At 66.6% G+C, this 23,284-nt stretch carries 21 protein-coding genes; 7 read left to right on the top strand and 14 right to left on the bottom strand.

Annotation, left to right across the window (positions count from 1 at the left end):
* The first annotated feature begins 4 nt into the window (after nt 1–4).
* The 5 genes from RVY76_RS16650 to RVY76_RS16630 all read left to right on the top strand — a co-directional run bounded on the left by RVY76_RS16650 (nt 5) and on the right by RVY76_RS16630 (nt 6,820).
* Entirely contained in the window at nt 5–1,372 is a 1,368-nt protein-coding gene (locus tag RVY76_RS16650) for an OFA family MFS transporter (RefSeq protein ID WP_317377459.1), read from the top strand.
* Nucleotides 1,373–1,616: 244 nt separating this feature from the next.
* Nucleotides 1,617–2,090 carry a formate dehydrogenase subunit gamma gene (locus RVY76_RS16645; RefSeq protein WP_317377457.1) on the top strand — a complete coding sequence of 158 codons (474 nt, stop codon included), beginning with the start codon at nt 1,617–1,619 and terminating at the stop codon, nt 2,088–2,090.
* A complete protein-coding gene (locus tag RVY76_RS16640) occupies nt 2,090–3,628 on the top strand; it encodes an NADH-ubiquinone oxidoreductase-F iron-sulfur binding region domain-containing protein (RefSeq protein ID WP_317377456.1) in 1,539 nt (512 codons plus the stop codon). The genes RVY76_RS16645 and RVY76_RS16640 overlap by 1 nt, the downstream gene beginning before the upstream one ends.
* Complete coding sequence (gene fdhF / locus RVY76_RS16635; protein WP_410796056.1) at nt 3,625–6,513, top strand: formate dehydrogenase subunit alpha; 2,889 nt, start codon at nt 3,625–3,627, stop codon at nt 6,511–6,513. Before RVY76_RS16640 ends, fdhF begins: the two co-directional genes overlap by 4 nt.
* A gap of 10 nt (nt 6,514–6,523) precedes the next feature.
* Entirely contained in the window at nt 6,524–6,820 is a 297-nt protein-coding gene (locus tag RVY76_RS16630) for a formate dehydrogenase subunit delta (RefSeq protein WP_317377454.1), read from the top strand.
* Between the two features lie 19 nt (nt 6,821–6,839).
* Here the strand turns inward: RVY76_RS16630 and RVY76_RS16625 are convergent, their stop codons facing one another.
* From RVY76_RS16625 to RVY76_RS16575, 11 genes are all read right to left on the bottom strand, one after another.
* Nucleotides 6,840–7,568 (bottom strand): SDR family oxidoreductase, encoded by a 729-nt coding sequence (locus RVY76_RS16625; RefSeq protein WP_317377452.1) that lies wholly within the window; start codon nt 7,566–7,568, stop codon nt 6,840–6,842.
* Nucleotides 7,565–8,242: a nucleoside/nucleotide kinase family protein gene (locus RVY76_RS16620; protein WP_317377450.1), complete on the bottom strand. Its 678-nt coding sequence runs from the start codon at nt 8,240–8,242 to the stop codon at nt 7,565–7,567. Before RVY76_RS16620 ends, RVY76_RS16625 begins: the two co-directional genes overlap by 4 nt.
* On the bottom strand, nt 8,239–9,492 hold the full coding sequence (locus RVY76_RS16615; RefSeq protein WP_317377448.1) for a class II D-tagatose-bisphosphate aldolase, non-catalytic subunit: 1,254 nt from the start codon (nt 9,490–9,492) through the stop codon (nt 8,239–8,241). Before RVY76_RS16615 ends, RVY76_RS16620 begins: the two co-directional genes overlap by 4 nt.
* Entirely contained in the window at nt 9,489–10,457 is a 969-nt protein-coding gene (locus tag RVY76_RS16610) for a sugar kinase (RefSeq protein ID WP_317377446.1), read from the bottom strand. Before RVY76_RS16610 ends, RVY76_RS16615 begins: the two co-directional genes overlap by 4 nt.
* A 6-nt stretch (nt 10,458–10,463) precedes the next feature.
* On the bottom strand, nt 10,464–11,306 hold the full coding sequence (locus RVY76_RS16605) for a carbohydrate ABC transporter permease (protein ID WP_317377444.1): 843 nt from the start codon (nt 11,304–11,306) through the stop codon (nt 10,464–10,466).
* A gap of 5 nt (nt 11,307–11,311) precedes the next feature.
* On the bottom strand, nt 11,312–12,223 hold the full coding sequence (locus RVY76_RS16600) for a sugar ABC transporter permease (protein WP_317377443.1): 912 nt from the start codon (nt 12,221–12,223) through the stop codon (nt 11,312–11,314).
* Between the two features lie 88 nt (nt 12,224–12,311).
* Complete coding sequence (locus RVY76_RS16595) at nt 12,312–13,559, bottom strand: sugar ABC transporter substrate-binding protein (protein WP_317377441.1); 1,248 nt, start codon at nt 13,557–13,559, stop codon at nt 12,312–12,314.
* A gap of 148 nt (nt 13,560–13,707) precedes the next feature.
* A complete protein-coding gene (locus RVY76_RS16590; RefSeq protein WP_317377439.1) occupies nt 13,708–14,853 on the bottom strand; it encodes an ABC transporter ATP-binding protein in 1,146 nt (381 codons plus the stop codon).
* Nucleotides 14,854–14,973: 120 nt separating this feature from the next.
* The gene (locus RVY76_RS16585) at nt 14,974–15,921 is read right to left on the bottom strand and encodes a PfkB family carbohydrate kinase (RefSeq protein ID WP_317377437.1); all 948 of its coding nucleotides are present in this window, start codon (nt 15,919–15,921) and stop codon (nt 14,974–14,976) included.
* Nucleotides 15,921–16,721, bottom strand: coding sequence for a class I fructose-bisphosphate aldolase (locus RVY76_RS16580; RefSeq protein WP_317377435.1), 801 nt, complete (start codon nt 16,719–16,721; stop codon nt 15,921–15,923). Before RVY76_RS16580 ends, RVY76_RS16585 begins: the two co-directional genes overlap by 1 nt.
* Nucleotides 16,722–16,782: 61 nt before the next feature.
* Nucleotides 16,783–17,604: a sugar phosphate isomerase/epimerase gene (locus tag RVY76_RS16575; protein WP_317377433.1), complete on the bottom strand. Its 822-nt coding sequence runs from the start codon at nt 17,602–17,604 to the stop codon at nt 16,783–16,785.
* 162 nt (nt 17,605–17,766) lie between these two features.
* Between RVY76_RS16575 and RVY76_RS16570 the strand changes: the two genes are divergently transcribed.
* Together RVY76_RS16570 and RVY76_RS16565 are read left to right on the top strand one after the other, a co-directional pair.
* Complete coding sequence (locus RVY76_RS16570) at nt 17,767–18,915, top strand: Gfo/Idh/MocA family oxidoreductase (RefSeq protein ID WP_317377431.1); 1,149 nt, start codon at nt 17,767–17,769, stop codon at nt 18,913–18,915.
* Nucleotides 18,912–19,835, top strand: coding sequence for an alpha/beta hydrolase (locus RVY76_RS16565; RefSeq protein WP_317377429.1), 924 nt, complete (start codon nt 18,912–18,914; stop codon nt 19,833–19,835). The genes RVY76_RS16570 and RVY76_RS16565 overlap by 4 nt, the downstream gene beginning before the upstream one ends.
* Nucleotides 19,836–19,842: 7 nt before the next feature.
* Here the strand turns inward: RVY76_RS16565 and RVY76_RS16560 are convergent, their stop codons facing one another.
* From RVY76_RS16560 to araD, 3 genes are all read right to left on the bottom strand, one after another.
* Nucleotides 19,843–20,874: a LacI family DNA-binding transcriptional regulator gene (locus RVY76_RS16560; protein ID WP_317377427.1), complete on the bottom strand. Its 1,032-nt coding sequence runs from the start codon at nt 20,872–20,874 to the stop codon at nt 19,843–19,845.
* Between the two features lie 132 nt (nt 20,875–21,006).
* Complete coding sequence (locus RVY76_RS16555) at nt 21,007–22,575, bottom strand: ribulokinase (RefSeq protein WP_317377425.1); 1,569 nt, start codon at nt 22,573–22,575, stop codon at nt 21,007–21,009.
* Nucleotides 22,572–23,273: an L-ribulose-5-phosphate 4-epimerase AraD gene (gene araD / locus RVY76_RS16550; RefSeq protein ID WP_317377423.1), complete on the bottom strand. Its 702-nt coding sequence runs from the start codon at nt 23,271–23,273 to the stop codon at nt 22,572–22,574. The genes RVY76_RS16555 and araD overlap by 4 nt, the downstream gene beginning before the upstream one ends.
* Nucleotides 23,274–23,284 lie beyond the last annotated feature (11 nt).

The following is a 23,284-nucleotide window of genomic DNA, read 5'->3' as shown; positions in this document are numbered from 1 at the left end:
ACGAATGACGAGCACGACGACGATGGATCGCGGGGGCGGCTGGCTCTCGCGCGAGAGGATTGTGGCCGGGCCGGGCTTCAACAGGTGGCTCGTGCCGCCGGCGGCGCTCTGCGTGCATCTGTGCATCGGGCAGGTCTATGCCTTCTCGGTGTTCAACGAGCCGATGACGCGGCTGATCGGCGGGGCGGAATCGGCGCCCGGAGACTGGTCGATTCCGGCGGTGGGCTGGATCTTCTCGATCTCGATCGTGTTCCTCGGGCTCGCGGCCGCGTTCGGCGGCACCTGGGTCGAGCGGGTCGGCCCGCGCAAGACGATGGCGACGGCCGCGGCGCTGTTCGGCGGGGGCTTCGTCGTGGCGTCGGTGGGCATCCTGTGGCACCAGCTCTGGCTCGTCTATCTGGGATACGGCGTGCTCGGTGGGTGCGGGCTGGGGCTTGGCTACATCTCGCCCGTCAAGACGCTGATGACGTGGTTCCCGGACCGTCCGGGCATGGCCACGGGAATGGCGATCATGGGGTTCGGGGGTGGCGCGTTCATCGCCTCGCCGCTGTCGGTCTTCCTCATGGCGCAGGTGGGCGTCGCGGGCGCGTTCCTGGCGCTCGGGATCATCTATTTCGCCTACATGATGGTGGGGGCCACCATCGTGCGCGTGCCCGACGAAGGCTGGAAGCCCGAAGGCTACGAGCCGCCCAGGACGTCGAGCCGGATGATGACGACGGCGCATGTCCATGTCGACGAGGCCATGAAGACGCGGCAGTTCTGGCTGCTCTGGGGGGTTCTCTGTCTCAACGTGACGGCGGGGATCGGGGTTCTGGGCCAGGCCTCGCTGATGATCCAGGAGATGTTCCCGGGCGCGATCACGGCGGCCGCCGCGGCGGGCTTCGTCGGGCTTCTGAGCCTCTTCAACATGCTGGGACGGTTCTTCTGGGCGTCGACCTCGGACTATATCGGGCGCAAGACCACCTACATGATCTTCTTCGCGCTCGGCATCGTGCTCTACGCGGCGGTGCCGTGGACGGGAAATGTCGGGTCGGTCTTCCTGTTCGTCGTGTTCTACGCGGTGATCCTGTCGATGTATGGCGGCGGATTCGCGACGATCCCGGCCTATCTCAGGGACGTGTTCGGGACGAAATACGTCGGCGCGATCCACGGGCGTCTGCTGACCGCGTGGTCGGTGGCGGGCGTGCTGGGTCCGGTCCTCGTCAACTATATCCGCGAGTTCCAGATCAATTCGGGCGTGGCGCCGGCCGATGCCTACACGGTCACGATGTACATCATGGCCGGGCTTTTGGCCGTGGGCTTCGTGCTCAACTTCCTGATGGGTCCGGTGGACGAGAAGCACCACCTGCCCGCCGACGCCAAGACCGCCTGAGGAGGATCAGACATGTCCGAGAGCAATACCACGAGCACCGCGACGATCGCGCTGGCCTGGGCCTTTGTCGGCATCCCGCTTCTCTGGGGGGTGGTGATGACGCTGATCCGGGCCTCGGCGCTCTTCACGTGAACGGGAGCCCCCGCCGATTGCGCAGGCGGGGGCGACTGACTAGGCTCAATTTACAATCGCTTCGGGCGGGGCGGGAGCCTGTCCGACGCGGACGGTCATCGAGGGAGGAGAGATGACGCAACCCAGTGTGACCGAGGTCGCGGCTGCCGTGGACGAGATCGTCCGCGCCCACGCCACGAAGGAGGGGCCGCTGCTGCCGATCCTGCACGACGTGCAGGCGCGGTTCGGCCACATCCCCGAGACGGCGATGCAGCCCATCGCCGAGGCGCTGAACATCGGCCGGGCCGAAGTGCACGGCGTCGTCAGCTTCTACCACGATTTCCATACCGAGCCGCGCGGCCGGCACATCGTGAGGGTCTGCCGGTCCGAGGCGTGCCAGGCGCGCGGTGGCCTCGCCGTCGAGGAAGGGGCGCAGCGCGCCCTCGGGCTCGGCTGGAACGAGACGAGCGCGGATGGCCGTGTGACGCTCGAGGCGGTCTATTGCCTCGGCCTCTGCGCGAGCGGACCCAACGCGACGATCGACGATCGCCCCGCAGGACGGCTTGATGCCGACCGGATCGCGGGCCTCTTGTCGGAGCTCGGCTGATGGCGGGGCTCGGGGGCGTGACCCGGATCTTCGTGCCGGGCGACATGGCGGCGCGGTCGCTGGGGGCCGATGCGGTGGCCGACGCGATCGCGGCGCGCACCGATATCCGGCTGACGCGGACCGGCACGCGGGGGATGATCTTCCTCGAGCCGCTGGTCGAGATGGAGCGCGACGGAGTGCGCCATGCCTTCGGACCCGTCGAGGCACACGAGGTCGAGGCGCTGCTCGCCGATCCCGACGCGCATCCCAAGGCGCTGGGTCCGGTGGACGAGATCGACTGGATGCGGCTGCAGACGCGGCTGACCTATGCGCGCTGCGGCGTGATCGACCCGCTGGATCTGCGGGAGTACGAGGCGCATGGGGGGCTGAAGGGCCTGAGAAACGCCATCCGGTCCGGGCGTCGGGCGATCCTCGACGAGGTGACGGCTTCGGGCCTGCGCGGACGCGGCGGAGCGGGGTTCCCGACGGGCATCAAGTGGACGACCGTCGCCAATGCCGAAGGCCCCCGGAAATACATCGTGGCCAATGCCGACGAGGGGGACAGCGGCACCTTTGCCGATCGCATCATCATGGAGGGCGATCCCTTCACGCTGATCGAGGGGATGGCGATCGCCGGCCTCGCGACGGGGGCGGAGCAGGGCTATGTCTATCTGAGGAGCGAATATCCCGACGCGATCCGCGTGATGCAGGACGCCGTCGCAATCGCAAGGTCGAACGGCGTGCTCGGGCGCGACATTCTCGGATCGGGGCAGGCCTTCGACATGGAGATCCGCGTGGGCGCGGGGGCCTATGTCTGCGGCGAGGAGACGTCGCTGTTGAACAGCCTCGAGGGCAAGCGCGGCGTGGTCCGTGCGAAGCCCCCGCTTCCGGCGCTCGAGGGATTCATGGGGCGGCCTACGGTGGTCAACAACGTCGTAAGCCTCGCCACCGTGCCCTATATCCTGGCCGAGGGTGGCGAGACCTATGCCGCGCACGGCATCGGCAAATCGCGCGGCACGATCCCGTTGCAGATCGCGGGCAACGTGAAGTTCGGCGGGCTCTTCGAGATCGCCTTCGGCATGACGCTGGGCGAGATCGTCGACACGATCGGCGGCGGCACGGCGTCGGGCCGCCCGGTGCGCGCGGTGCAGGTGGGCGGGCCGCTCGGGGCGTATTTCCCGCGCGAGCTCTTCGACACGCCGTTCGGATACGAGGATTTCTCGTCGAAGAGCGGCCTGATCGGCCATGCGGGGATCGTCGTCTTCGACGATACCGTCGACATGGGCGAGATGGCGCGCTTCGCCATGGAGTTCTGCGCGATCGAGAGCTGCGGCAAGTGCACGCCCTGCCGCATCGGCGCGGTGCGCGGCGTCGAGACGATCGACCGCATCCGCGCGGGCGATGCGGAGGCGACCGAGCTTCTGACGGATCTGTGCGAGACGATGACGGCGGGCTCGCTCTGCGCGCTCGGCGGCTTCACGCCCTACCCGGTGATGAGCGCGTTGCGCCATTTCCCGGACGACTTCCATCCCGCATCCCGAAGGGAGGCCGCAGAATGACCATTCCCCTGTCCCGCAGCACGGATCACGGCACCAAGCGCGGCACGTCCGAGACGATGGTGACGCTCACCGTCGACGGCGCGCAGGTCACGGTGCCCGCCGGAACCTCGATCATGCGCGCGGCCTCGGAGGCCTCGATCCAGGTGCCGAAGCTCTGTGCGACCGACATGCTCGACGCGTTCGGGTCCTGCAGGCTCTGTCTGGTCGAGATCGAAGGCCGCAACGGCACGCCGTCGTCCTGCACCACGCCCGTCGCCGAAGGGATGGTGGTGCGCACGCAGACCGACCGGCTGAAGAAGCTGCGCAAGGGGGTGATGGAGCTCTATATTTCCGACCATCCGCTCGACTGCCTGACCTGCGCCGCGAACGGCGATTGCGAGCTTCAGGACATGGCGGGGGCCGTGGGCCTGCGCGACGTGCGCTATGACAGCGTGGCCGAGAAGGGCACGCATTTCCAGATCCGCAACACGGCCGGAGAGCACAACCCGTTCTACATGCCGAAGGATACGTCGAACCCCTATTTCGACTACGACCCGTCGAAATGCATCGTCTGCTCGCGCTGCGTGCGGGCCTGCGAGGAGGTGCAGGGCACCTTCGCGCTAACCATCGCGGGGCGCGGCTGGGACAGCCGGGTCTCGGCGGGCACGTCGCTCGACGACATGCTGTCGTCGGATTGCGTCTCCTGCGGGGCCTGCGTGCAGGCCTGCCCGACCGCGACGCTGGTGGAAAAGAGCGTGGTCGAGATCGGCACGCCCGAACGCAGCGTGGTGACGACCTGCGCCTATTGCGGCGTGGGATGTTCGTTCGAGGCGCAGATGCGCGGCGACGAGCTGGTGCGCATGGTGCCCTACAAGGACGGCAAGGCCAATCGCGGCCATTCCTGCGTCAAGGGCCGCTTCGCCTATGGCTATGCCGAACATTCGGACCGCATCCTGTCGCCGATGATCCGCGACCGCATCGACGAGCCATGGCGCGAGGTCTCGTGGGAGGAGGCGCTCGGGTTCGCGGCGAAACGCCTCAAGGGCATCCAGGCCGAGAAGGGTCGCCGCTCGATCGGTGTCATCACCTCGAGCCGCTGCACGAACGAGGAGACCTACCTGGTCCAGAAGCTCGCGCGGGGCGTGTTCCTCAACAACAATACCGATACATGCGCGCGGGTCTGTCATTCGCCGACCGGCTATGGCCTCGGGCAGACCTACGGCACATCGGCCGGAACGCAGGATTTCGACTCGGTCGAACAGACGGACGTGGTGCTGGTGATCGGGGCCAACCCGACCGACGGGCATCCGGTCTTTGCCAGCCGCCTGAAGAAACGTCTGCGGCAGGGCGCGAAGCTGATCGTCGTGGACCCGCGGCGCATCGATCTGGTCAAGACGCCGCATGTCGAGGCGGCCCATCACCTGCCGCTCAGGCCCGGAACCAACGTCGCCGTCGTCTCGGCGATGGCGCATGTCATCGTGACGGAGGGGCTGCAGAACCAGGCCTATATCGACGCGCGCTGCGATACCGACGCCTATGCCGATTACGCGGAGTTCATCGCCGATCCGCGTCATTCGCCCGAAGCGACCGAAGCCATCACCGGCGTTCCGGCCGAAACGCTGCGGCAGGCCGCGCGCCTCTATGCGACCGGGGGACGGGCGGCGATCTATTACGGGCTGGGCGTGACCGAGCACAGCCAGGGCTCGACCACCGTCATCGGGATCGCGAACCTCGCCATGCTGACCGGCAACGTCGGGATCGAGGGCGCGGGGGTGAACCCGCTGAGGGGCCAGAACAACGTGCAGGGCTCGTGCGACATGGGGTCCTTCCCGCACGAGCTGCCGGGCTATCGGCACGTGAAGAACGCCGATGTGCGCGAAATCTTCGAGAGCCGCTGGGGCGTGGAGATCGACCCCGAGCCGGGCCTCCGGATCCCCAACATGTTCGACGCCGCGCTGGAGGGGTCGTTCGGCGGGCTCTACTGCCAGGGCGAGGACATCGTTCAATCCGACCCGGACACGAGCCACGTGGTCGCGGCGCTTTCGGCGATGGATTGCGTGATCGTGCAGGACCTCTTCCTCAACGAGACGTCGAACTACGCGCATGTCTTCCTGCCGGGGTCGTCCTTCCTCGAAAAGGACGGGACCTTCACCAATGCCGAACGGCGGATCAACCGGGTGCGCCGCGTGATGGCCCCCCGCGCGACCTATGCCGACTGGGAGGTGACGCAGATGCTCGCCGCCGCGATGGGCACCGATTGGGGCTATACCCACCCGAGCGAGGTCATGGCCGAGATCGCGGCGACGACGCCGTCCTTCGCGGGCGTGACCTACGATCTTCTGGAGGAGAAGGGATCGGTCCAGTGGCCCTGCAACGAGGCGCATCCTGAGGGTACGCCGATGATGCATGTGGATGGCTTCGTGCGCGGCAAGGGGCGGTTCATCCGCACCGATTATGTCGCGACCGAGGAGCGCAGCGGGCCGCGATATCCGCTGCTGCTGACGACGGGCCGCATCCTGTCGCAATACAATGTGGGCGCACAGACCCGGCGCACGGCGAATGTCGTCTGGCACGACGAGGACGTGCTCGAGATCCATCCCCACGATGCCGAGACCCGCGGCGTCAGGGACGGCGACTGGGTGCGGATCGCGTCCCGCGCGGGGGCGACGACGCTGCGGGCGAAGATCACCGACCGGGTGTCGCCGGGCGTGGTCTACACGACCTTCCATCATCCCGACACGCAGGCCAACGTCGTCACGACCGACAATTCGGACTGGGCGACGAACTGTCCCGAATACAAGGTGACGGCGGTGCAGGTCGCGCCCTCGAACGGGCCGAGCGACTGGCAGGAAAGCTATTCCGACCACGCGGATGCGGCCCGGCGCATCACTCACGCGGCCGAATAGGGAGGGAGGCATGCGACCCGAAAAGCTCGTCGGCATGGCGAACCAGATCAGCCTCTTCATGGAGAGCAAGGCGGATGAAACCGAGGCCTTGGAGGGGCTTGCCGCGCATATCAACGATTTCTGGGACCCGCGGATGCGGCGGCAATTCCTCGATGCGCTCTCTGCGCATGACAACCTGCCGGCGCGCGACCTAGTGCGGCGGGCGGTGCCGCTGATCCGTATGCCGGAGGAGGCTTCGGGCGACCGGCCCGGTGCCCCGAAATCGCCGGTCGGATCGGAGCCGATCAGCCCCGCGCATCGCGACTGAGCGCGCGGGGCTGGCGGTCTCAGACGGCGGTGAAGCCGCCGTCGATCGGAAGCATGACGCCCGAGATCATCGACGCGCCGTCCGACAGCAGGAAGACGATCGGGGCGGCGATCTCGTCCTCGGTCGCCCACCGCCCGAGCGGCATCGTCTCGAGGAACGGCCCCTGCACATCGGGGCGGCCCCAGTACCATGCCGACATCGGGGTCATCACCACGGTGGGGTTCACGCTGTTGACGCGGATGCCGTATTGCCCGAGCTCCAGTGCCGAGACGCGCGTGATGTTGTCGAGTGCGGCCTTGGACGATCCGTAGGAGATGTGCCCGCGCAATCCTACGAGCGAGGCCTGGCTCGAGACGTTGACGATTGCGCCGCCCTTGCCCAGCCGGATCATCGAGGCAGAGGCGTATTTCGTCACCAGAAGCGCGCCGCGCGCATTGATCGAGATGACCTTGTCGAAGACGGAGATATCGGTCTCCATCGGCGTCGCGATCTCTCCGCCGAACCCGCCGCAATTGACGACACCGTAGAGGTCGAGATCGGCCAGCGCCTCGCGGATGCTGTCCTCCTCCTCGAGCTCGAAGGCGACGGTGCGGCAGCCCGTCTCGCCCGTGAGCGCGGCGAGCGCCTCCTCGTTGCGGCCCCCGGCGATCACGTCCCAGCCCGCGGCGCGAAGCTGGCGCACCGTCGCCCCGCCGATGCCGCCGCTCGCCCCGGTGACCAGGATGGCGCCCTTGTCGGATCCGTTCATTGTCTGTCCTCTTCCTTGATGAGGTATCCGGCCGCGCCGGTCTCCTGCAGGGTGATGTCGGCAGCACGCGAATGACCGAGAACGGTCAGACCGTTGCGCATGTCGTTGCCGTCGACGCGGGCGGGGATCTCGGCCTCGGGGATGGCGAAGCCGCGCCAGCGCTCGATCAGGCGGCGTCGGAGTTCGGCCTCGGGGACGTCGAGCGCGATCGTGAGATCGAAGAGCGGGGCGAGCGCGCTCCAGCCGGGCCGGTCGAGCAGGAGGTAGTTGCCCTCGACGATCAGCGTGTCGATGCCGGGGTCGATGAGCCGCGCGGCGTTGCGCGAAATCTCCAGCCTGCGGTCGAAGACGGGCACGGCGATCTCGCCCTCGTCGTTGCGGCGCAGACGGCCGACGAGATGCACGAGGCCCGCGACATCGAAGGTTTCGGGCGCGCCCTTGCGCGCGCGCAGGCCGCGCGCGTCGAGGATCGCGTCGTCGTGGTGGAAGCCGTCCATCGGCAGGATCGCGACCTGCGCCCCGCGATCCGCCAGCGCATCGCGCAGCGTTTCGGCGAAGGTGGACTTGCCCGATCCGGGCGGGCCCATCACGGCGACGATGCGGCGCGAGGCGCCCCCGGGTGTAAGGATCCGCTCGACAAGGGCGGCGGGAATGTCCTGCGGTCCAGTCGTCATGCCATCCCCGCCGCGCGGTAGTATCGCGACACGCATTTCAGGACGTGCCGTTCGATCAGGGTGTCGGGGTCGCGGGGAATGTCGCCGAAATCGAGTGCGCCGAATTCCTGCGAGATCAGCGTTTCCGGGATCTCTGTGGCCCGGAGGTTGGCAAGGAGGGTGGAGAGCGCCTCGGCCACGGCGGGATCGGTCCAGTAATAGCGGATCCGGTCGCTGTAGCTATAGCCGCGCAGGAGGGCGAGATCGGACGGCGTGCCCTTGTAATGGTCGCGCCAGTGCCGGTCGTTCCGGTCCATACGGTCCGCGATCACCTCGCGGAGGCGAGACGGGCGCAACGGTTCGAGCAGCGCCTCGATCCGGGCGAGCGCGAAAATGGCCTCGCGGAAGCGGAAGGTGAGTTCGGGGCCGACCTTCAGAAACGCGAAATGCCGTTCAACCAGCGACCGGAGTGCGGCATCCGGTTGGTAATCCGTGGAATGCGCCTCGAAACAGAGGCCGGGCTGGTTGCGGAGCGCCGCGACGAGCGGGTCAGCGGCTTCGGTATCGAAGCGGTAGACGGAACTGTGGCCGAAATCGACGCCCGGCTGGACCACGACGCCCGCGATCCTTTCCCATGCCGCGTCGAGCCCGCGCGCCGCGAAGGCGGCGCGGTGCGTCTCGATCGTGTCGGCGAGGCGGTCGGGGGAGGTCACGTCGAGCGCGTCGGGCTCCTCCGTCTCGCCACCGGGGATCGGCACCTCGGTCCCGATGACATAGACGAGCTGCGAGGGGTCGGGGGCGTGATCCTCGGCGATGCGGCAGAGATCGGCGGCACGGGCGGCGATTGTGGCGAAATCGGGCGGAGCCTCGCCGCCGAGCGGCATGGAGGCGTCGAGATGGATCTTGCGGAACCCGGCCTCGACGTAGAGGCGGACAAGATCGCGGGCCTTGGCCATGGCGACGGCATCGGGCTCTCCGCGCCAAGGATTGGGGCCGAGATGGTCGCCGCCGAGCACGAGGCGATCGAAGGGCACGCCGGCCTCCGCAGCCATGGTAGTAAGCCACGCCACGAAATCGGCGGGCATCATGCCGGTGTAACCGCCGTCTTGATTTACCTGATTGCAGGTTGCCTCGACGATCGCGGGCAGGCCGGTGCGCGCCGCGTGTGCGAGGACCGTGCGCAGGACATGTTCGTTGGCGGTACAGAAGCACGGCACCCCGATCGCCGAACCGGCCCGATTGCCCGCGAGGATCGAGGCGAGGTCGGTCATGCCGCGTTTCCCCTATGCCCGGCGAGGAAGCGGTCGATCTCCTCCGGGGTGGAATTGCCTTCCATCGGCCCGCGACGGGTGACGGCGATGGCCCCGGCCGCATTGGCGAGGCGACCGGCCTCCAGGGCCGAGGCACCGCCGGTCAGGGCCGCGACGAAGGTTCCGCAGAAGCAATCGCCTGCCCCGGTGGGGTCGCGTTCCTCGACGGCGTGTCCGGGCAGGTCGTACCGCGTGCCGCCGGCGAAGATCGTGGCCCCCTCGGCCCCGCGCTTGAGCGCGACGATGCGGGCTCCGGTGGAAAGCAGCCGGTCGGTCGCGTCCTGCGCGCTTGCCCCGGGATAGAGATGGGCGAAGTCGCTCGTGCTCGGCATCAGGCAATCGGAAACGGCCATGATGCGGTCAAGCGCATCGCGCGCCGCGTCGTCGCGCATGAGCTGGGGCCGCGCGTTCGGGTCGCAGGTGATCGCGCCGCCCGCGGCCTGGACCACATCGACCGCGCGAAGGATTGCCGCGCGCATCGGCGCGCTGCCGAGCGATGCGGCCGAGACATGCAGAGCGACGTGGCCCGCGGGCAGCGCCGTGTCGGGGTCGAAGCGATCCGCGGCCGTACCGGTCAGATGGAAGATGAAATCGCGCCCGCCATCCGCATCGTAGGAGACAAAGGCCGTGCCGGTGCTGTAGCCCGGCACGACCGACACGCCGTTGGTCTCGACGCCGTCGTCGCGCAGCCGGTCGAGCACGACGCGCCCGAAGCCGTCCTCGCCCACGCCGCCGATCATGTGGGCGTCAGCGCCCATCCGAGCGGCCTGATCGACGAAGATGGCGGGTGCGCCGCTCGGGTAGGGGCCCGAGAAGGTGCCGATCTTGGCGAGGCCGCAGCCTGTCTGGTGCGAGACGAATTCGACGAGGATCTCGCCGATCGTCACGACCGTGCAGCCCTCGAGGGTGAGGTTCTCGGCAGACATGTGCGCCTACTTGACCGATCCGGCCGTCATACCGGCCAGGAAATAGCGCTGCGCCAGGAGGTAGATCACGAGAAGCGGGAGCGAGCCCAGCACGCTCATCGCCATCATCTGGTTCCATTCGAAGGCATGCTGGCCCATCAGGAGTTGGATCCCGATCGGGACCGTGCGCATGTCCGTCGACTTGGTCAGGGTCAGCGCGAAGAGGAACTCGTTCCAGCAGAGCAGGAAGGTGTAGACCGACGTGGCCACGATCCCCGGCAGCGAGATCGGGACAAGCACACGCCAGAGGGCGGTCCAGCTGCTGCCGCCATCGACCGCGACGGCCTCGTCCAGGTCGCGGGGCAGGGTGTTCAGGTATCCCGTCATCAGCAGGACCGCGTAGGGTAGTGTGAAGACGAGATAGGTCAGGATCAGCGCCATGTAGGTGTCGAAAAGCCCGTAGGAGACGACCAGTCCGAAGAACGGGATGAGGAGCGTGATCGGCGGAATGGTCTGTGTGCTGATGATGAGCGTGTTCAGCACGGCCTTGCCGCGGAATTCGAACCGGCTGAACCCGTAGGCGGCAAGCAGGGCGATGAGCACGGTCAGGGCCGTCACGACGAAGGCCACGAGATAGCTGTTGAAAAAAAACTGCAGCTTCACCGGGTCGGTCAGGATCGCGACGTAGGCCTCGAGCGTAAAGACCTCGGGCAGGATCGTGGGCGGCAGGGCGAAGATCTCGGCATTCGTCTTGAACGAGCTTCCGAGCATCCAGTAGATCGGGAAGGCCGCGAAGAGGAGTCCGGCCAGAAGGCCGATGTGGAGCGCCACCGTGACGAGCCTGTCCTTGCGGGTCTTTCTGGTACGCATGGGGATCACCGTGCCTTCTGATGACGGATGTAGAAGAGCGTGAGGCCGATCGCGATCAGCAGGATCACCACCGCGCTCGCCGAGGCCTGCGAGAGATTGTACTGCGCGAATGCGAGCTTGTAGGTGTAGGTGCTGAGCACTTCGGTCGCGTAGATCGGACCGCCGCCGGTCGTGAGCCAGATCAGCGGGAAGACCTGCATGGTCCAGATGAAATCCAGCAGAGAGATGCTGACGATGATCGGCATGAGCTGCGGGATCGTGATGAAGAAAAGCTTTTGCGGGCCGGTCGCGCCGTCGATGTCGGCGGCCTCGTACAGATCCTTGGGGATGCCCTGAAGGCCCGCGAGAATGCTGACCATGAAGATGGGATAGCCCGCCCAGATATTGGCGAAGGTCACGGCGTGGAGCGCGGTCTCGGGGTTCGAGAACCATTCGATGCGCGACCCGATGATGCCGAGGCTGGTCAGGATGCTGTTGACGATGCCGTTGGGTTCGAGCAGCAGCCGCCAGATCACGGCGATGATGACCTGAGTGAAGAGCCACGGCAGGATGTAGAGCACGCGCAGCACGCTGCGCAGCGCGGGGTTGATGCGCGGGCTGTTGAGCATCAGCGCGAAGAGAAGCCCGATGACCATGTGCATCACGACGCTTGCCAGCGTGAAGTAGAGCGTGTGCCAGAGCGACGACCAGAAGACCGGATCGGCGAAGATCTCGCGGTAATGCATGAGGCCCGCGAAGGAGTTGTCGGGCTGCAGGACGGCGCTTCGCTGGAAGGAATAGGTGACGACCATCGCCATCGGCAGCAGCATCAGCATCGCGACGACGAGAAGCGACGGCGTGAGATAGAGATAGGGCGCGAATGTCCGCTTCCGCCGTGCGCTGAGGCGCAACCTGGCGGGGATGAAAAATGGTGTCATCGGTCTCGCTCGGGCTCGGAGGGGCGGGGGAGGGGCGTGCGCGGGCACGCCCCCCGTCGGGCGATGGGTCCGGGGCGCGCGTTCGGCCTCAGAATTCCTTCATCCAGCCGGCCTGTGCGTTGGCCGCGGCCTCTTCGGGGCTCTCCTGCCCTTCGAGCATCTTCTGGGTCTCGACCGCGAACTGGCGCATCAGGTCGACGGCGACCGGGAGGCCCGTGAACTCGTTCGCGAGATAGGTCTCCTGGAAGATCTCGAACGCCTTGGCGAAGGCCTCGTCGCTGTCGACGAAATCGGGCTGTGCATTGACGTTGCCCGGGAAGGCGTTGGCAAGCGATACGAGACGCGCGTTGACCTCTTCGCTCATCATGTATTCGACGAGCTGCCAGGCCTCTTCCTTGTTCTCGGTCTGCTCGGAGATGCCGATACCCCAGGATGCGTAGGTCAGGCCGCGCTCGCCCTCGTAACCCTCGACGACCGGGATCGGGATGATGTCGAAGTTGAGATCGGGATTGCGCTCGCGGATCAGGTTCACATGGGCGAGGGTGTCGACCATCATGCCGATGCGGCCGTTGACGAATTCCTCGACCTTCTCCTGTTCCGTCTTGGTCGCGATCCCGGGAGAGATCACGCCCGCCTCGTGAAGCTGGTTGATGTAGTCGAGCATGCCGACCACGTCTTCGCCCTCGAGGTTGGGCTGACCGTTCTCAAGCATGCTGCCGCCCGAGGCCCAGACCCACGACATCATGTCGTTCAGAACGCTCGACGGGGATTGCAGCGACAGCGGGAGCGACCATCCGTAGCGGTTCGCCTCGGCATCGGTCATCATCTTCGCGGCCTCGAGGAACTCGGCACGCGTTTCGGGCATCTCGGTCACGCCGGCTTCTTCGGCCAGATCGGTGTTCACGAAGATCGGGTAGACGAAGGAGGCGACGGGAAACATCACCGCCTTGTCGTCGACCGTGACGATGTCGGCGACCTGACTCTTGTCGAAGCCGCTTTCGTCCATCAGCGGCGTCATGTCGGCGATCGCGTTCTGCGACGAGAGGCTGTTGACCCAGGCCCCGTCGAGACCGACCACGTCGCTCATCGTTCCGCTGGCGGCACCGATCGCGATCTGGTCGCGTGTGGTCGCGTAGGGTCCGCTGACGAGGGTGACGGTGATGTCGGGGTGTTCGGCCTCGAAATCGTCCATGATCGCGCGCAGCGATCCGGCGGGCAATTCGGGTTCCCACCACTGGCTGAACTCGAGCTCGACCTGCGCCATTGCGCCGGTCACGCCGAAGATCCACGCGGCGGCCGTTCCACCGAGAAGTGCGAGCGTCTTGTTGGTCTTCATGTCTTCCTCCCTTTTTTCCGGAACGACGGTCGTCGCGTCCGGTATCACCCGACCTTTCCGGCAGGGCCGGCGGCGAGCATTCCCCTGTCGTCAGACGATCTCCCGGCGCGCTCCTCCTGCGGCCTTCGAGAGATCGCCCCGCCTCCGGTCACGAGATCGCCAGGTGCGATTTCGGATCGAAGAAGTGCAGCGCCGCGGTGTCGATGCCGACCTCGGCCCGTTCGCCCGCCGAGACCGTGCTTGCCGGTTCGAACTTGGCGACGGCATTCGACATGCCGCCCAGATCCTCGACAGCGTCGGGATCGCCTGAATCGACGGCCACCGCGTCGAGGCGCAGATGCACGACGTGCTCGGAGCCGAGTTCCTCGATCGTCACGACCTGGGCCGGCACCGTCTGGTAGCGCGCCCCCGATGCAAGTTTGCTGTCGAAGAGGTTCTCGGGACGGATGCCGAAGACGACCTTGCCACCTTCATAGGCCCTGAGGCCCGGCCGGCGAGCCAGTGCATCGTCGTCGAGCCTGAGCGAGAAGCCGTCGGCCTCAAGCGTTCCGCCCGACAGGCGTGCCTCGAAGAGGTTCATGGAGGGCGATCCGATGAAGCCTGCAACGAAAGCGTTGACGGGTGCCTCGTAGAGGCGTTTCGGCGTATCGACCTGTTGGAGAATGCCGCCCTTCATCACCGCGACGCGGTCGCCCATCGTCATGGCTTCGGTCTGGTCGTGGGTCACGTAGATCGTGGTGACGCCCAGCTGGCGCTGGAGGCTGGCGATCTCGGCCCGCATCTGCACGCGCAGTTTGGCGTCAAGATTGGAGAGCGGCTCATCCATGAGAAAGGCGGCAGGGGCGCGGACCATGGCGCGGCCCATGGCGACACGCTGCCTCTGGCCGCCCGAGAGATTGCCGGGCTTGCTGTCGAGAAGGGCCGTCAGTTGCAGCGTGTCGGCGATCTCGCGGACGCGTTTCTGGCGTTCGGCTTTCTTCTTGCCGGCCAGTCGCATGGAGAACCCGATATTCTCGGCCACTGTCATGTGTGGATAGAGTGCGTAGGACTGGAACACCATCGCGATGTCGCGTTCCTTCGGGGCCATTCCGGCCACGTCCACGCCACCGATCATCAGGCTGCCGCTGCTGATGTCCTCCAGCCCCGCGATCATCCGCAGCGCCGTCGACTTGCCGCAGCCCGAAGGCCCGACGAGGATCAGGAATTCACCGTCCGCGATCGACAGGTTGAGATCCCTGATCGCATGAAAATTCCCGAAGCTCTTGTTGATGTTCTCCAGCACAACGCCGGCCATTCAATTCTCCCCCCTGCTCGGGGCCCGCCCGGGCCCGTCGCCACGCTTTTCGGCAGGAACCTTCGCCCCGGCCATCTTCTCCCTCTCAGGAGGCTAGCGCATGAACTTACAATGTGACAACTAGAATTTACTAAACCGAAAGTTTTTGTTCGGATTGGCCTGATGCGGCCCATGGGAAAGCATGTCCTCGACCTGTCTCGGCCCGGGCAGGGCGTCGCGCCCGCCGGGTCCAGTCACCGACAGGGCGGCGGCGGCGGCTGCAAAGGCGACACGCTCGGCCAGATCGGCCCCGGAGACGAGCGCCTGTGCATAGGCCCCGTGAAAGCAGTCGCCTGCCCCGGTCGTGTCGACGACCGGAACTTCGAATGCGGATTGGTGGCCGGCCGTGGAAGGGGGGCCCGCACGATAGTATACACCCCGCTCACCATCCGTCAGCACGATCGCGGCGCGATCGGAGGACCAGAGTGCATCGAGAATTTCGGACGGGTCGTCTCGCCCTGTATGGGCGCGGGCGAACCCTAGCGGCAGAACAAGATGGTCGGAAAGTGCGATCAGCCGGTCGCTCGCCGGTCCGCGCACCCATTCGATATCTGCCACGACCGGGACTGAACGGACGCGCGCGCGTTCGACAGCTGCAAGGGATTCGATCGCATAGCCGTCGATCATCAATGCCCCGGCCTGAGAGAGCGTGTCGTCGAGTGTATCGAGGGCGGTGCCCAGTGGCACGTCGTCGTCGAATGCGATGAACCGCTCTCCGTCGGAGCCCACGGAGATCAGCGAACGGATGGGGCGGCTGTTCGCGTCGCGAGGCGCGCGATCCGTGCGCACCCCGCTGCATTCAAGATCCCGGATCGCGGGATCGTCCGGGTCCTCCGGCAGCCAACCGATATAGCTGGCCTCGCCGCCGAGGCGCGCGACCGCTACGAGGGCCGTCGCGACGTTGCCGCCGAATGCGCGTGTGCGTCGCAGGACCCGTCCCTTGCCGGCAGAGAGCGGCGCGTCCACATGGACGATCTCGTCCACGGAAAGCGCGCCGAATCCCGCCACGAGGGTCTTGGCCGTGGGCATCAGCCCTGCGCTTGCTTCAGTGCATCCTCGGCGGGCAATCCGTCGTGGATCACGCCGCGGAACGCACGGGCCGACATCTCCGGATCGCCGTGACCCCAGAGATTGCGCCCGACGACCGCACCGCGCGCGCCGGCCTGGATCGCCTCGGCCGTCTGTTCGAGGGCCTTCAGAAGCGTGTCGGCCTTGGGTCCGCCCGCGATCACCACGGGAACGGGGCTGGTGCGGACGGTTTCCTTGTAGCTTTCGAAGTCGCCGGTATAGCCGATCTTGATGACGTCGACGCCCGTCTCGATGCCGATCCGCGCGGCATAGGCGATCTCGTCCGGAGTGAAGACGATCTTGGTCCCGTCGGTGAAGTCGCGCGGGTAGATATGGGCGACGACGGGCATGCCGAAGCGTGCGGCGGCGTTCACGGAATCGGTCAGCCAGCGGATGTAGCGCCCTTCCGTGTTGCCGCGAACCGGGATCGCGACGGCAAGCGCGTCGGCACCTGCCCGAACCGCGTCCTCGGGCGTGGCGATCAGCTCGCTGATGCGGTCGTCTGGAACGAAGCACCCGCCCTGGATGACGAGTGCGGCCTGACCGGCATATTGCGGCCAGAGATGGCGCGCCGCGCCCGGCTGGATGCTGACGTAATCAGGTTTGCCGCGCATAACGCGGGCGAGCGCGCCGGGCAGGTCCGCGAGGCCGCCCTGCCGCACGTCGCCGTAGCCCACGAAGTGATCGACCGCGCCGCCGAAGAGGTTGCCCGAGGGGTGCGAGAAAAGCCGCGCGAGGCGGACCTGGGTGCCGAGTGTCATCTGAATGTCTCCTGATAGCCGGCCATGCCGGATGGTCTTTTGGGGTTTGCCCGCGTCGGGATCAGCCGAAATCGATCGCCCTCAGGGTCTCGCGGTTGCGGTGGATCGCGTCGGCCGGATCACGGCCCGCGGTCTCGGATTCCTCCTCGACGACGACCCATCCATTGAAGCGCGGCGCGCCGGCGGCGGTTTCGAGGATCGCGCGGGTGTCGCAGACGCCTTCGCCCATCATCGCCCAATCGCCCTGCCGGGTGACATCCTTGAGGTGGACGTACCGGATGCGGGCGCGATGCCGGATCATGGCCTCGACCGGGTCCTGACCGCCGCGCAGGATGTGTCCGGTATCGGGGACCCATCCGACGCTTGCGTCCATGATGTCGAACAGACGGTCGTAATCGGACCGGTCGTAGAGCAGCGTGTCGTGATGCGAGGACGGGTGCACCGCCACGTCGACGCCTTCGGCGCGTCCGATCTCGGTCGCGCGGGCATAGATGTCGGCGGCGACCTTCAGCTTGTCGTCGCGAGCGCCGGGCGACATCGCCGTCGCCGAGCCCATGGAGGCGACCGCGCCGGGGAAATGAGCCGCGAAGGCGCACCATCTGCGGCAGGCCTCGAGGTCGTCATCGACGAGGCTCGGCTCGCTGAAGCCGCCCTTCGATCCGAACGCGAAGGCCGCAAGTGCAAGTCCCGCCTCGTCGAGCCGCCGGGCGAAATCGGCGGGACGGTCGGCATAATGACCGATCATCGTGTCGGTGATCTCGATCCCCTCGTATCCCGCCGCGGCGATCGCCTCGACGAGATCGTCGGGCCCTCCTGTCCAGCCATCCCCGAGCATTTCCCATGTGAACGTCTGGCATCCGAACCTGAACGTGCGATCCGCCATCGAATCCTCCCCCGATGTCCTCTCCCGCCGCCCGCGTTTCCCGACCCATCCGTCGGGGCGAAGGTGGCCTCCTGCGATATTGCAAAACCTAAGTTTGTTTTTTACAAAACGTCAAACAGGAAAATCGCGCACGGGAAATTCCTGCGCCATACCGGGGGATCTATGTCGATGACGAACGGAGACCGGCTGCGGATCGGGCTTGTCGGCTGCGGGAACATCTCGCTCGCCTACCTGCTCAACGCCGAGATGTTCGACGGGGTGAGCGTGACGGCCTGCGCCGACCTCTCGCAGGCGGCGGCGCGGGCGCGCGGGGATGCCTTCGGGCTGAAGGTTATGGGAACGGACGAGATCCTCGTCTCGCCCGATGTCGACCTGATCCTGAACCTCACCGTGCCTGCAGCGCATTACGACATCTCGCGCCGTGCGCTCGAAGCTGGCAAGCACGTCTTTACCGAGAAACCGCTGAGCACGAACACAACCGACGGACGCGCGCTGGTCGAGCTCGCACGTGCGAAGGGGTTATCGATCGGATCCGCTCCGGACACGTTCCTCGGGGCGGCGGGGCGACATGCGCGCCGCTTGATAGAGGACGGCGCGATCGGCCGTCCGGTCACCGGCACGGCGTTCATGATGGGCCGGGGGATGGAGCATTGGCATCCCGATCCGGGCTTCTACTATCAGCCTGGCGGGGGGCCCGTGATGGATATGGGGCCGTATTACCTCAGCATGTTGGTGAACCTCATCGGTCCGGTGCGGCGGGTCCAGGCGCTCGCCACGAGCGCGCATGCCGAGCGGGAGCTGAGCGCCGAAGGGCCGTTGAAGGGCACGACGATCCCCGTGGGCACGCCGACCAGCGTCTCGTCCCTGCTCGACTTCGCGGGCGGCGCGCAGGTCACGTTCGTGACCTCCTGGGACGTCTATCGCCATACGAACCGGCAGATCGAGCTGCACGGCACCGAAGGGTCGATCGGCCTGCCCGACCCCGACAATTTCAGCGGCATTGTCAGCCTGTCGGAGCGGGGTGCGCCCTGGGCGGATCTTGATACTGCGGGCCTTCCGTTCGGTGCGCTCAACTGGCCGAGGGAGGCACCCGATCGGGGCAATTACAGGATGCTGGGCCTTGCCGACATGGCCACCGCCCTGATCGAGGGACGCCCCGCCCGTGCATCGGGCGATCTGGCGCTGCACGTGCTTGAGATCATGGAATCGATCCTGAAGGCCGCCGAGACCGGCCAGCCGGTCGAGGTGAGCGCGACCGAATGCCAGCCGGCGATCTTCAGCGAGGACGATGCGAAGCGGCTGTTGTCGTGAGCGGCCTCGATCCCTCGGCGGCCCGCGCGCTTGCCACGGCTGCGGCGCGGGGGGGCGTGTCGGTCGCCGACCTTTCGCCAGAAGCCGCGCGCGCACAGTATCTCGACGGTCATGCCGCCGACCAGCTGCCGCTCGAACCGGTGGCGCAGGTCGAGGATGCAATCCATGACGGTATTCGGCTGAGAATCTGGCGGGGAGCGGGCGCGCCCGAGCGCGACGCGCCCGCGCTTCTCTACATGCACGGGGGCGGGTGGGTCATCGGCACGATCGAGACCCACGAGTGGATCTGCCGGGCGATTGCCAACCGGGCGGGAGCGGTGGTCGTCGCACCGGATTACCGGCTGGCCCCCGAAGCGCCGTTTCCCGCGGGGCTGGAGGATTGTCTGCGCGCGCTGCGACATATCCATTCCGAGGCGGCGTCCTACGGGATCGATCCCGCGCGCATCGCGGTGGGCGGCGACAGCGCGGGCGGCAACCTGGCGGCCTCGCTGGCCCTCATGTCGCGGGACGGAGAGGCCCCCGGGATCTCCGCGCAGATCCTGTTTTACCCCAACACGGACCAGGACCAGGCATCGGAGACCTTCGGCAGCCATGGCGAGGGGTTCGGTCTGACCGCGCGGGAGATGGCGTGGTTCCGCGATCATTACCTCGGGGAGGGGACGCGGCGGAGCGACCCTCGTGCAGCCCCACTCAAGGCTACGACGCTTGCCGGAACGGCACCGGCCGTAATCGTGCTCGCGGGGCAGGATGTTCTCTTCTCCGAGGGGCTGGCCTATGCGAGGCGGCTCGAGGTTGAATGCGGGGTGAGCCTGCGGATCTGGGCCGGGCAAATCCACGGTTTCGTGTCGAAATCGGCGATGATCCCCGAGGCGGTCGAGGCGATCGAGTGGTCCTGCGCCCGCTGGACCACCCGGGGCTGATCGTCCGTCAGGCGGATTTCCGCATCATCAGCGTCGAACGCACGCGCATGCGGGCTGGCGCGACGTCCCGCCCCGATGCATCGGCGCTGAGCAGGTCGAGCAATTGCTGGACCGTCTCCTGCGCGATCGCCTCTGTATCCTGCGCGGTCGTCGTCAAAGGCGGCCAGATGTACCTGCTCAGCGGATGATCGTCGTGCCCGGCGATGCGGATGTCGTCGCCGGAATCGCGCCCGATCCTCAGGCCCGCATCGCAAGCTGCCGAGATGACGCCGAAGGCGATCCGGTCGTTCGAGCAGAGCAGCGTCTTGCCTGGCAGCCCCTCCTTCAGCAGGCGCATCATCTGCTCGCGGCCCAGACGCTCCATATCCCACGAAGCTTCGGCCGAGAAATCGACGACGATGGGCTCGCACCCCTCGGCCTGCATGGTCCGACGATAGGATTCCTGGCGGATCAGCACATTGTCGGTCAGGTGCGGCCCCTCGATCAGGACTGGCGGTTCGCCCGAGCGGCAGAGATACTGCACCATCGCGGCCATCCCCTCGCTGTGATCGTTGCTCACGAAGGGGACGTCGTCGCCCAGCGGCACGTCGAAGCTGACCGTCGGGATGCTGGCCTTTAGCTGGTCGAAGACGCCCGGTCTCGAGAGGTTGCCGAGCGGGGCAACCACCACACCCGCGACCTTGAAGTCGAGCATCCTCTGCGCGGCCTCCTCCTCGAGGTCGGGACGCGTCTGGCACGAAATCTGGATCGGCCAGAAGTTGCGAGCCCTGAGAGCCGATTCGAGGTCGGAGACGAGCTTGGCGAAGAACGGGTCGTAGATCGTCGGGACGATGATGCCTACGTTGCGGGCGATCTTGCTGCTGAGATGCCGTACGAAGGAATTCGGTTCGAATTCCGATGTCTTGAGAACGGCCTCGATCCGGGCACGCGTCGCCGGTTTCACGTCCTGGGGATCGTTGAAATACTTGGCCGCTGTCGGGCGGGAGACGCCGCATGCCCTCGCGAACTCCTCCATCGATCTGAACGTTTTCTGCACCATTTGCCACATCGTCTACAGCGACGGGACACGGTGTGCCATCCATGTGCTTTCACACGCGGAAAAAATTTTGCGGAATCTGCCGATCTGCAACTTTTTGTGGCGATCCCGAATCTCCCCCGAGGCGGGTAAGTGTCACTCGCCCTGACGGAACGTCCTCAAGGTGCCCAGGACCGAACCCAAATCCTGCGGCTCGCCGGTGCCGAAGGCAAAATAGACCGAGCGATAGAGCGGGAAGAGCTGCTCATAGACCGCCTGTGCGTCGGGGCGGGGATGAAAGACGCGTGTGGCCGGGGCAAGTCGCGTCTGTGCGTCAGCGTAATCGTGGAAGAGCCCTGCGGCAAGGGACGCGAAGATGCAGGCCCCGACTCCTGTGGGCGAGCTTTCGGGGACATGCACCTCGGTCCCGAGGACGTCGGCATAGATCTGGTTCAACGCGACGTTCTTCTGCGGGATGCCTCCGCCGTTCAACACGCGGTCGATCGCGACGCCATGCCCGCGCATCCGCTCGACAATGATGCGGACATGCATCGCCATCCCCTCGATCGCGGCGTGAAGTTCGTCGGCGGCGTCGTGGTGGAGGTCCCATCCGAGGGTCATCCCGCCGAGATCGCTGCGCACGAGAACCGTCCTGTCACCATTGTCCCAGCCCAGACGCAGAAGGCCCGTCGAGCCGGCTGCGCGGTTCTCGAACCCCTGCGAGAGGGTCGCCACGTCGCTGCCTGCGCGACGGGCGATCGCCTCGAAGACGTCGCCCGTGGCCGATTGTCCGGCCTCGACCCCGACATGGCCGGGCACGACGCTGTCCGGCACCGCGCCGCAGATGCCCGGGACCGGGTCCATGTCGGGGGGCGCGATCGAGATCATGCAGGTCGAGGTGCCGACGACGTTCACGAGATCGCCGGGTGCACAGCCGCAGGCGATCGCGTCCCAATGCGAGTCGAACGCGCCGAAGGGGATCGGAATACCGGGCTTCAGACCCAGTTTCGCGGCCCATTCGGGCGTCATGTGGCCCGCGATCTCGGTCGAATTGCCGAAGCGTCCGTCGAGTTTTGCATTGATCCCGTCCAGAAGCGGATCGACGCGGGACAGAAAATCCTGCGGCGGCAGGCCGCCCCATGCCTGCCCCCACATCCACTTGTGGCCCATGGCGCAGATCGACCGGGGCAGGTCGGCGACATTCGCGCCGGTCAGCGTCGCGACCAGCATGTCGCAATGCTCAAGCGCGCTCGCCACGCGGATGCGTTTGTCGGGGTTGCTTCGCAGGTAATGCAGGAGCTTCGCATAGCCCCATTCGTGCGAATAGACGCCGCCGCACCAGCGGATCGCCTCGATCCCCTCCTCGTGGGCGCGGCGGGTGATCTCGGCAGCTTCCTCGTGGGCTGTGTGGTCGCACCAGAGGTAGTAATCGTCGAGCGGACGAAGATCCTTATCGACCATCACGACACTCGACCCGGTCGTGTCGGCGGCGAAGGCGGCGATTTCGGTCCCGTCGATGCCGGCCTCGGCGATGGCCGAACGCATGGCCTCTGCCAGCGCCGCCATATGGTCGTCATGCGATTGACGCGCAGCGAGCGGATCCGCGGGCGAGCGTTTCAGGGGGTAGTCGCCGATGCCGGTGCCGCAGGTGCGACCGGTATCGGTCTCCATGATGGTAACGCGCACGCTGAGCGTGCCGAAATCCGCTCCGGCGACATAGCTCATGCGGTCTCTCCCTGGCCGTAGGTCGCGTTGCGGCCGTGCTTGCGCAGGAAGTGCCTGTCCCTGAGGGCCGACGGCAATTCCTCGAGATCGGGACGAAGCTGCATCGCGTGCCATGCCATCCTCGCGCATTCCTCTAGGATCTGGGCGTTCTGGACGGCTTCATTCGGGGTGCGGCCCCAGACGAAGGGACCGTGGCCCGCGACGAGCGCGGCGGGGATTTCGAGCGGGTCGCGATCCTCGAAGGCGTCAACGATGACCTGACCGGTCGAGGCCACGTAGCTGTCGGCGATCTCGTCCTCGGTCAGGTGACGGGTCACGGGGATCGTGCCGCGGAAATAGTCGGCCTGCGTCGTGCCGAAGCACGGGATCGGGATCATCGCCTGCGCAAAAATCGTGGCGAAGGTCGAATGGGTATGCACGACCCCGCCGATCCCGTCGAATGCGCGATAGAGCACCAGATGCGTGTCGAGATCGGAGGAAGGCCGGTAATGGTTGTCGAGGATCGCGCCGTCGAGGCGCACCGACACCATGTCGTCGGGCGTCATGCGGTCGTAGGGCACACCGGAGGGCTTGATCGCGATGCGACCGGCCTCGCGGTCGATGCCGCTCGCATTGCCGAAGGTCGACAGGACCAGTCCGAAGCGCACGGTCGCGAGGTTCGCATCGCACACGTGTTTCTTGAGATCGGCGGCTGGCATGATGTCCCTTT

The organism is Palleronia sp. LCG004 (genome assembly GCF_032931615.1).
Classification (GTDB): Bacteria; Pseudomonadota; Alphaproteobacteria; order Rhodobacterales; family Rhodobacteraceae; genus Palleronia.
Note: the sequence above shows the minus strand (reverse complement) of the source record. Positions and strands in the feature narration are given on the sequence as shown.

Coding starts and splice junctions, on each gene's coding strand:
- RVY76_RS16585 (WP_317377437.1), bottom strand. CDS start 15,921: ATGCCCACGGCCAAGACCCTCGTGGCGGGATTCGGCGCGCTTTCCGTG.
- RVY76_RS16570 (WP_317377431.1), top strand. CDS start 17,767: ATGTCGATGACGAACGGAGACCGGCTGCGGATCGGGCTTGTCGGCTGC.
- RVY76_RS16640 (WP_317377456.1), top strand. CDS start 2,090: ATGGCGGGGCTCGGGGGCGTGACCCGGATCTTCGTGCCGGGCGACATG.
- RVY76_RS16620 (WP_317377450.1), bottom strand. CDS start 8,242: ATGACGACTGGACCGCAGGACATTCCCGCCGCCCTTGTCGAGCGGATC.
- araD (WP_317377423.1), bottom strand. CDS start 23,273: ATGCCAGCCGCCGATCTCAAGAAACACGTGTGCGATGCGAACCTCGCG.
- fdhF (WP_410796056.1), top strand. CDS start 3,625: ATGACCATTCCCCTGTCCCGCAGCACGGATCACGGCACCAAGCGCGGC.
- RVY76_RS16600 (WP_317377443.1), bottom strand. CDS start 12,223: ATGACACCATTTTTCATCCCCGCCAGGTTGCGCCTCAGCGCACGGCGG.
- RVY76_RS16650 (WP_317377459.1), top strand. CDS start 5: ATGACGAGCACGACGACGATGGATCGCGGGGGCGGCTGGCTCTCGCGC.
- RVY76_RS16610 (WP_317377446.1), bottom strand. CDS start 10,457: ATGTCTGCCGAGAACCTCACCCTCGAGGGCTGCACGGTCGTGACGATC.
- RVY76_RS16605 (WP_317377444.1), bottom strand. CDS start 11,306: ATGCGTACCAGAAAGACCCGCAAGGACAGGCTCGTCACGGTGGCGCTC.
- RVY76_RS16615 (WP_317377448.1), bottom strand. CDS start 9,492: ATGACCGACCTCGCCTCGATCCTCGCGGGCAATCGGGCCGGTTCGGCG.
- RVY76_RS16595 (WP_317377441.1), bottom strand. CDS start 13,559: ATGAAGACCAACAAGACGCTCGCACTTCTCGGTGGAACGGCCGCCGCG.
- RVY76_RS16625 (WP_317377452.1), bottom strand. CDS start 7,568: ATGAACGGATCCGACAAGGGCGCCATCCTGGTCACCGGGGCGAGCGGC.
- RVY76_RS16645 (WP_317377457.1), top strand. CDS start 1,617: ATGACGCAACCCAGTGTGACCGAGGTCGCGGCTGCCGTGGACGAGATC.
- RVY76_RS16560 (WP_317377427.1), bottom strand. CDS start 20,874: ATGGTGCAGAAAACGTTCAGATCGATGGAGGAGTTCGCGAGGGCATGC.
- RVY76_RS16580 (WP_317377435.1), bottom strand. CDS start 16,721: ATGACACTCGGCACCCAGGTCCGCCTCGCGCGGCTTTTCTCGCACCCC.
- RVY76_RS16555 (WP_317377425.1), bottom strand. CDS start 22,575: ATGAGCTATGTCGCCGGAGCGGATTTCGGCACGCTCAGCGTGCGCGTT.
- RVY76_RS16575 (WP_317377433.1), bottom strand. CDS start 17,604: ATGGCGGATCGCACGTTCAGGTTCGGATGCCAGACGTTCACATGGGAA.
- RVY76_RS16590 (WP_317377439.1), bottom strand. CDS start 14,853: ATGGCCGGCGTTGTGCTGGAGAACATCAACAAGAGCTTCGGGAATTTT.
- RVY76_RS16630 (WP_317377454.1), top strand. CDS start 6,524: ATGCGACCCGAAAAGCTCGTCGGCATGGCGAACCAGATCAGCCTCTTC.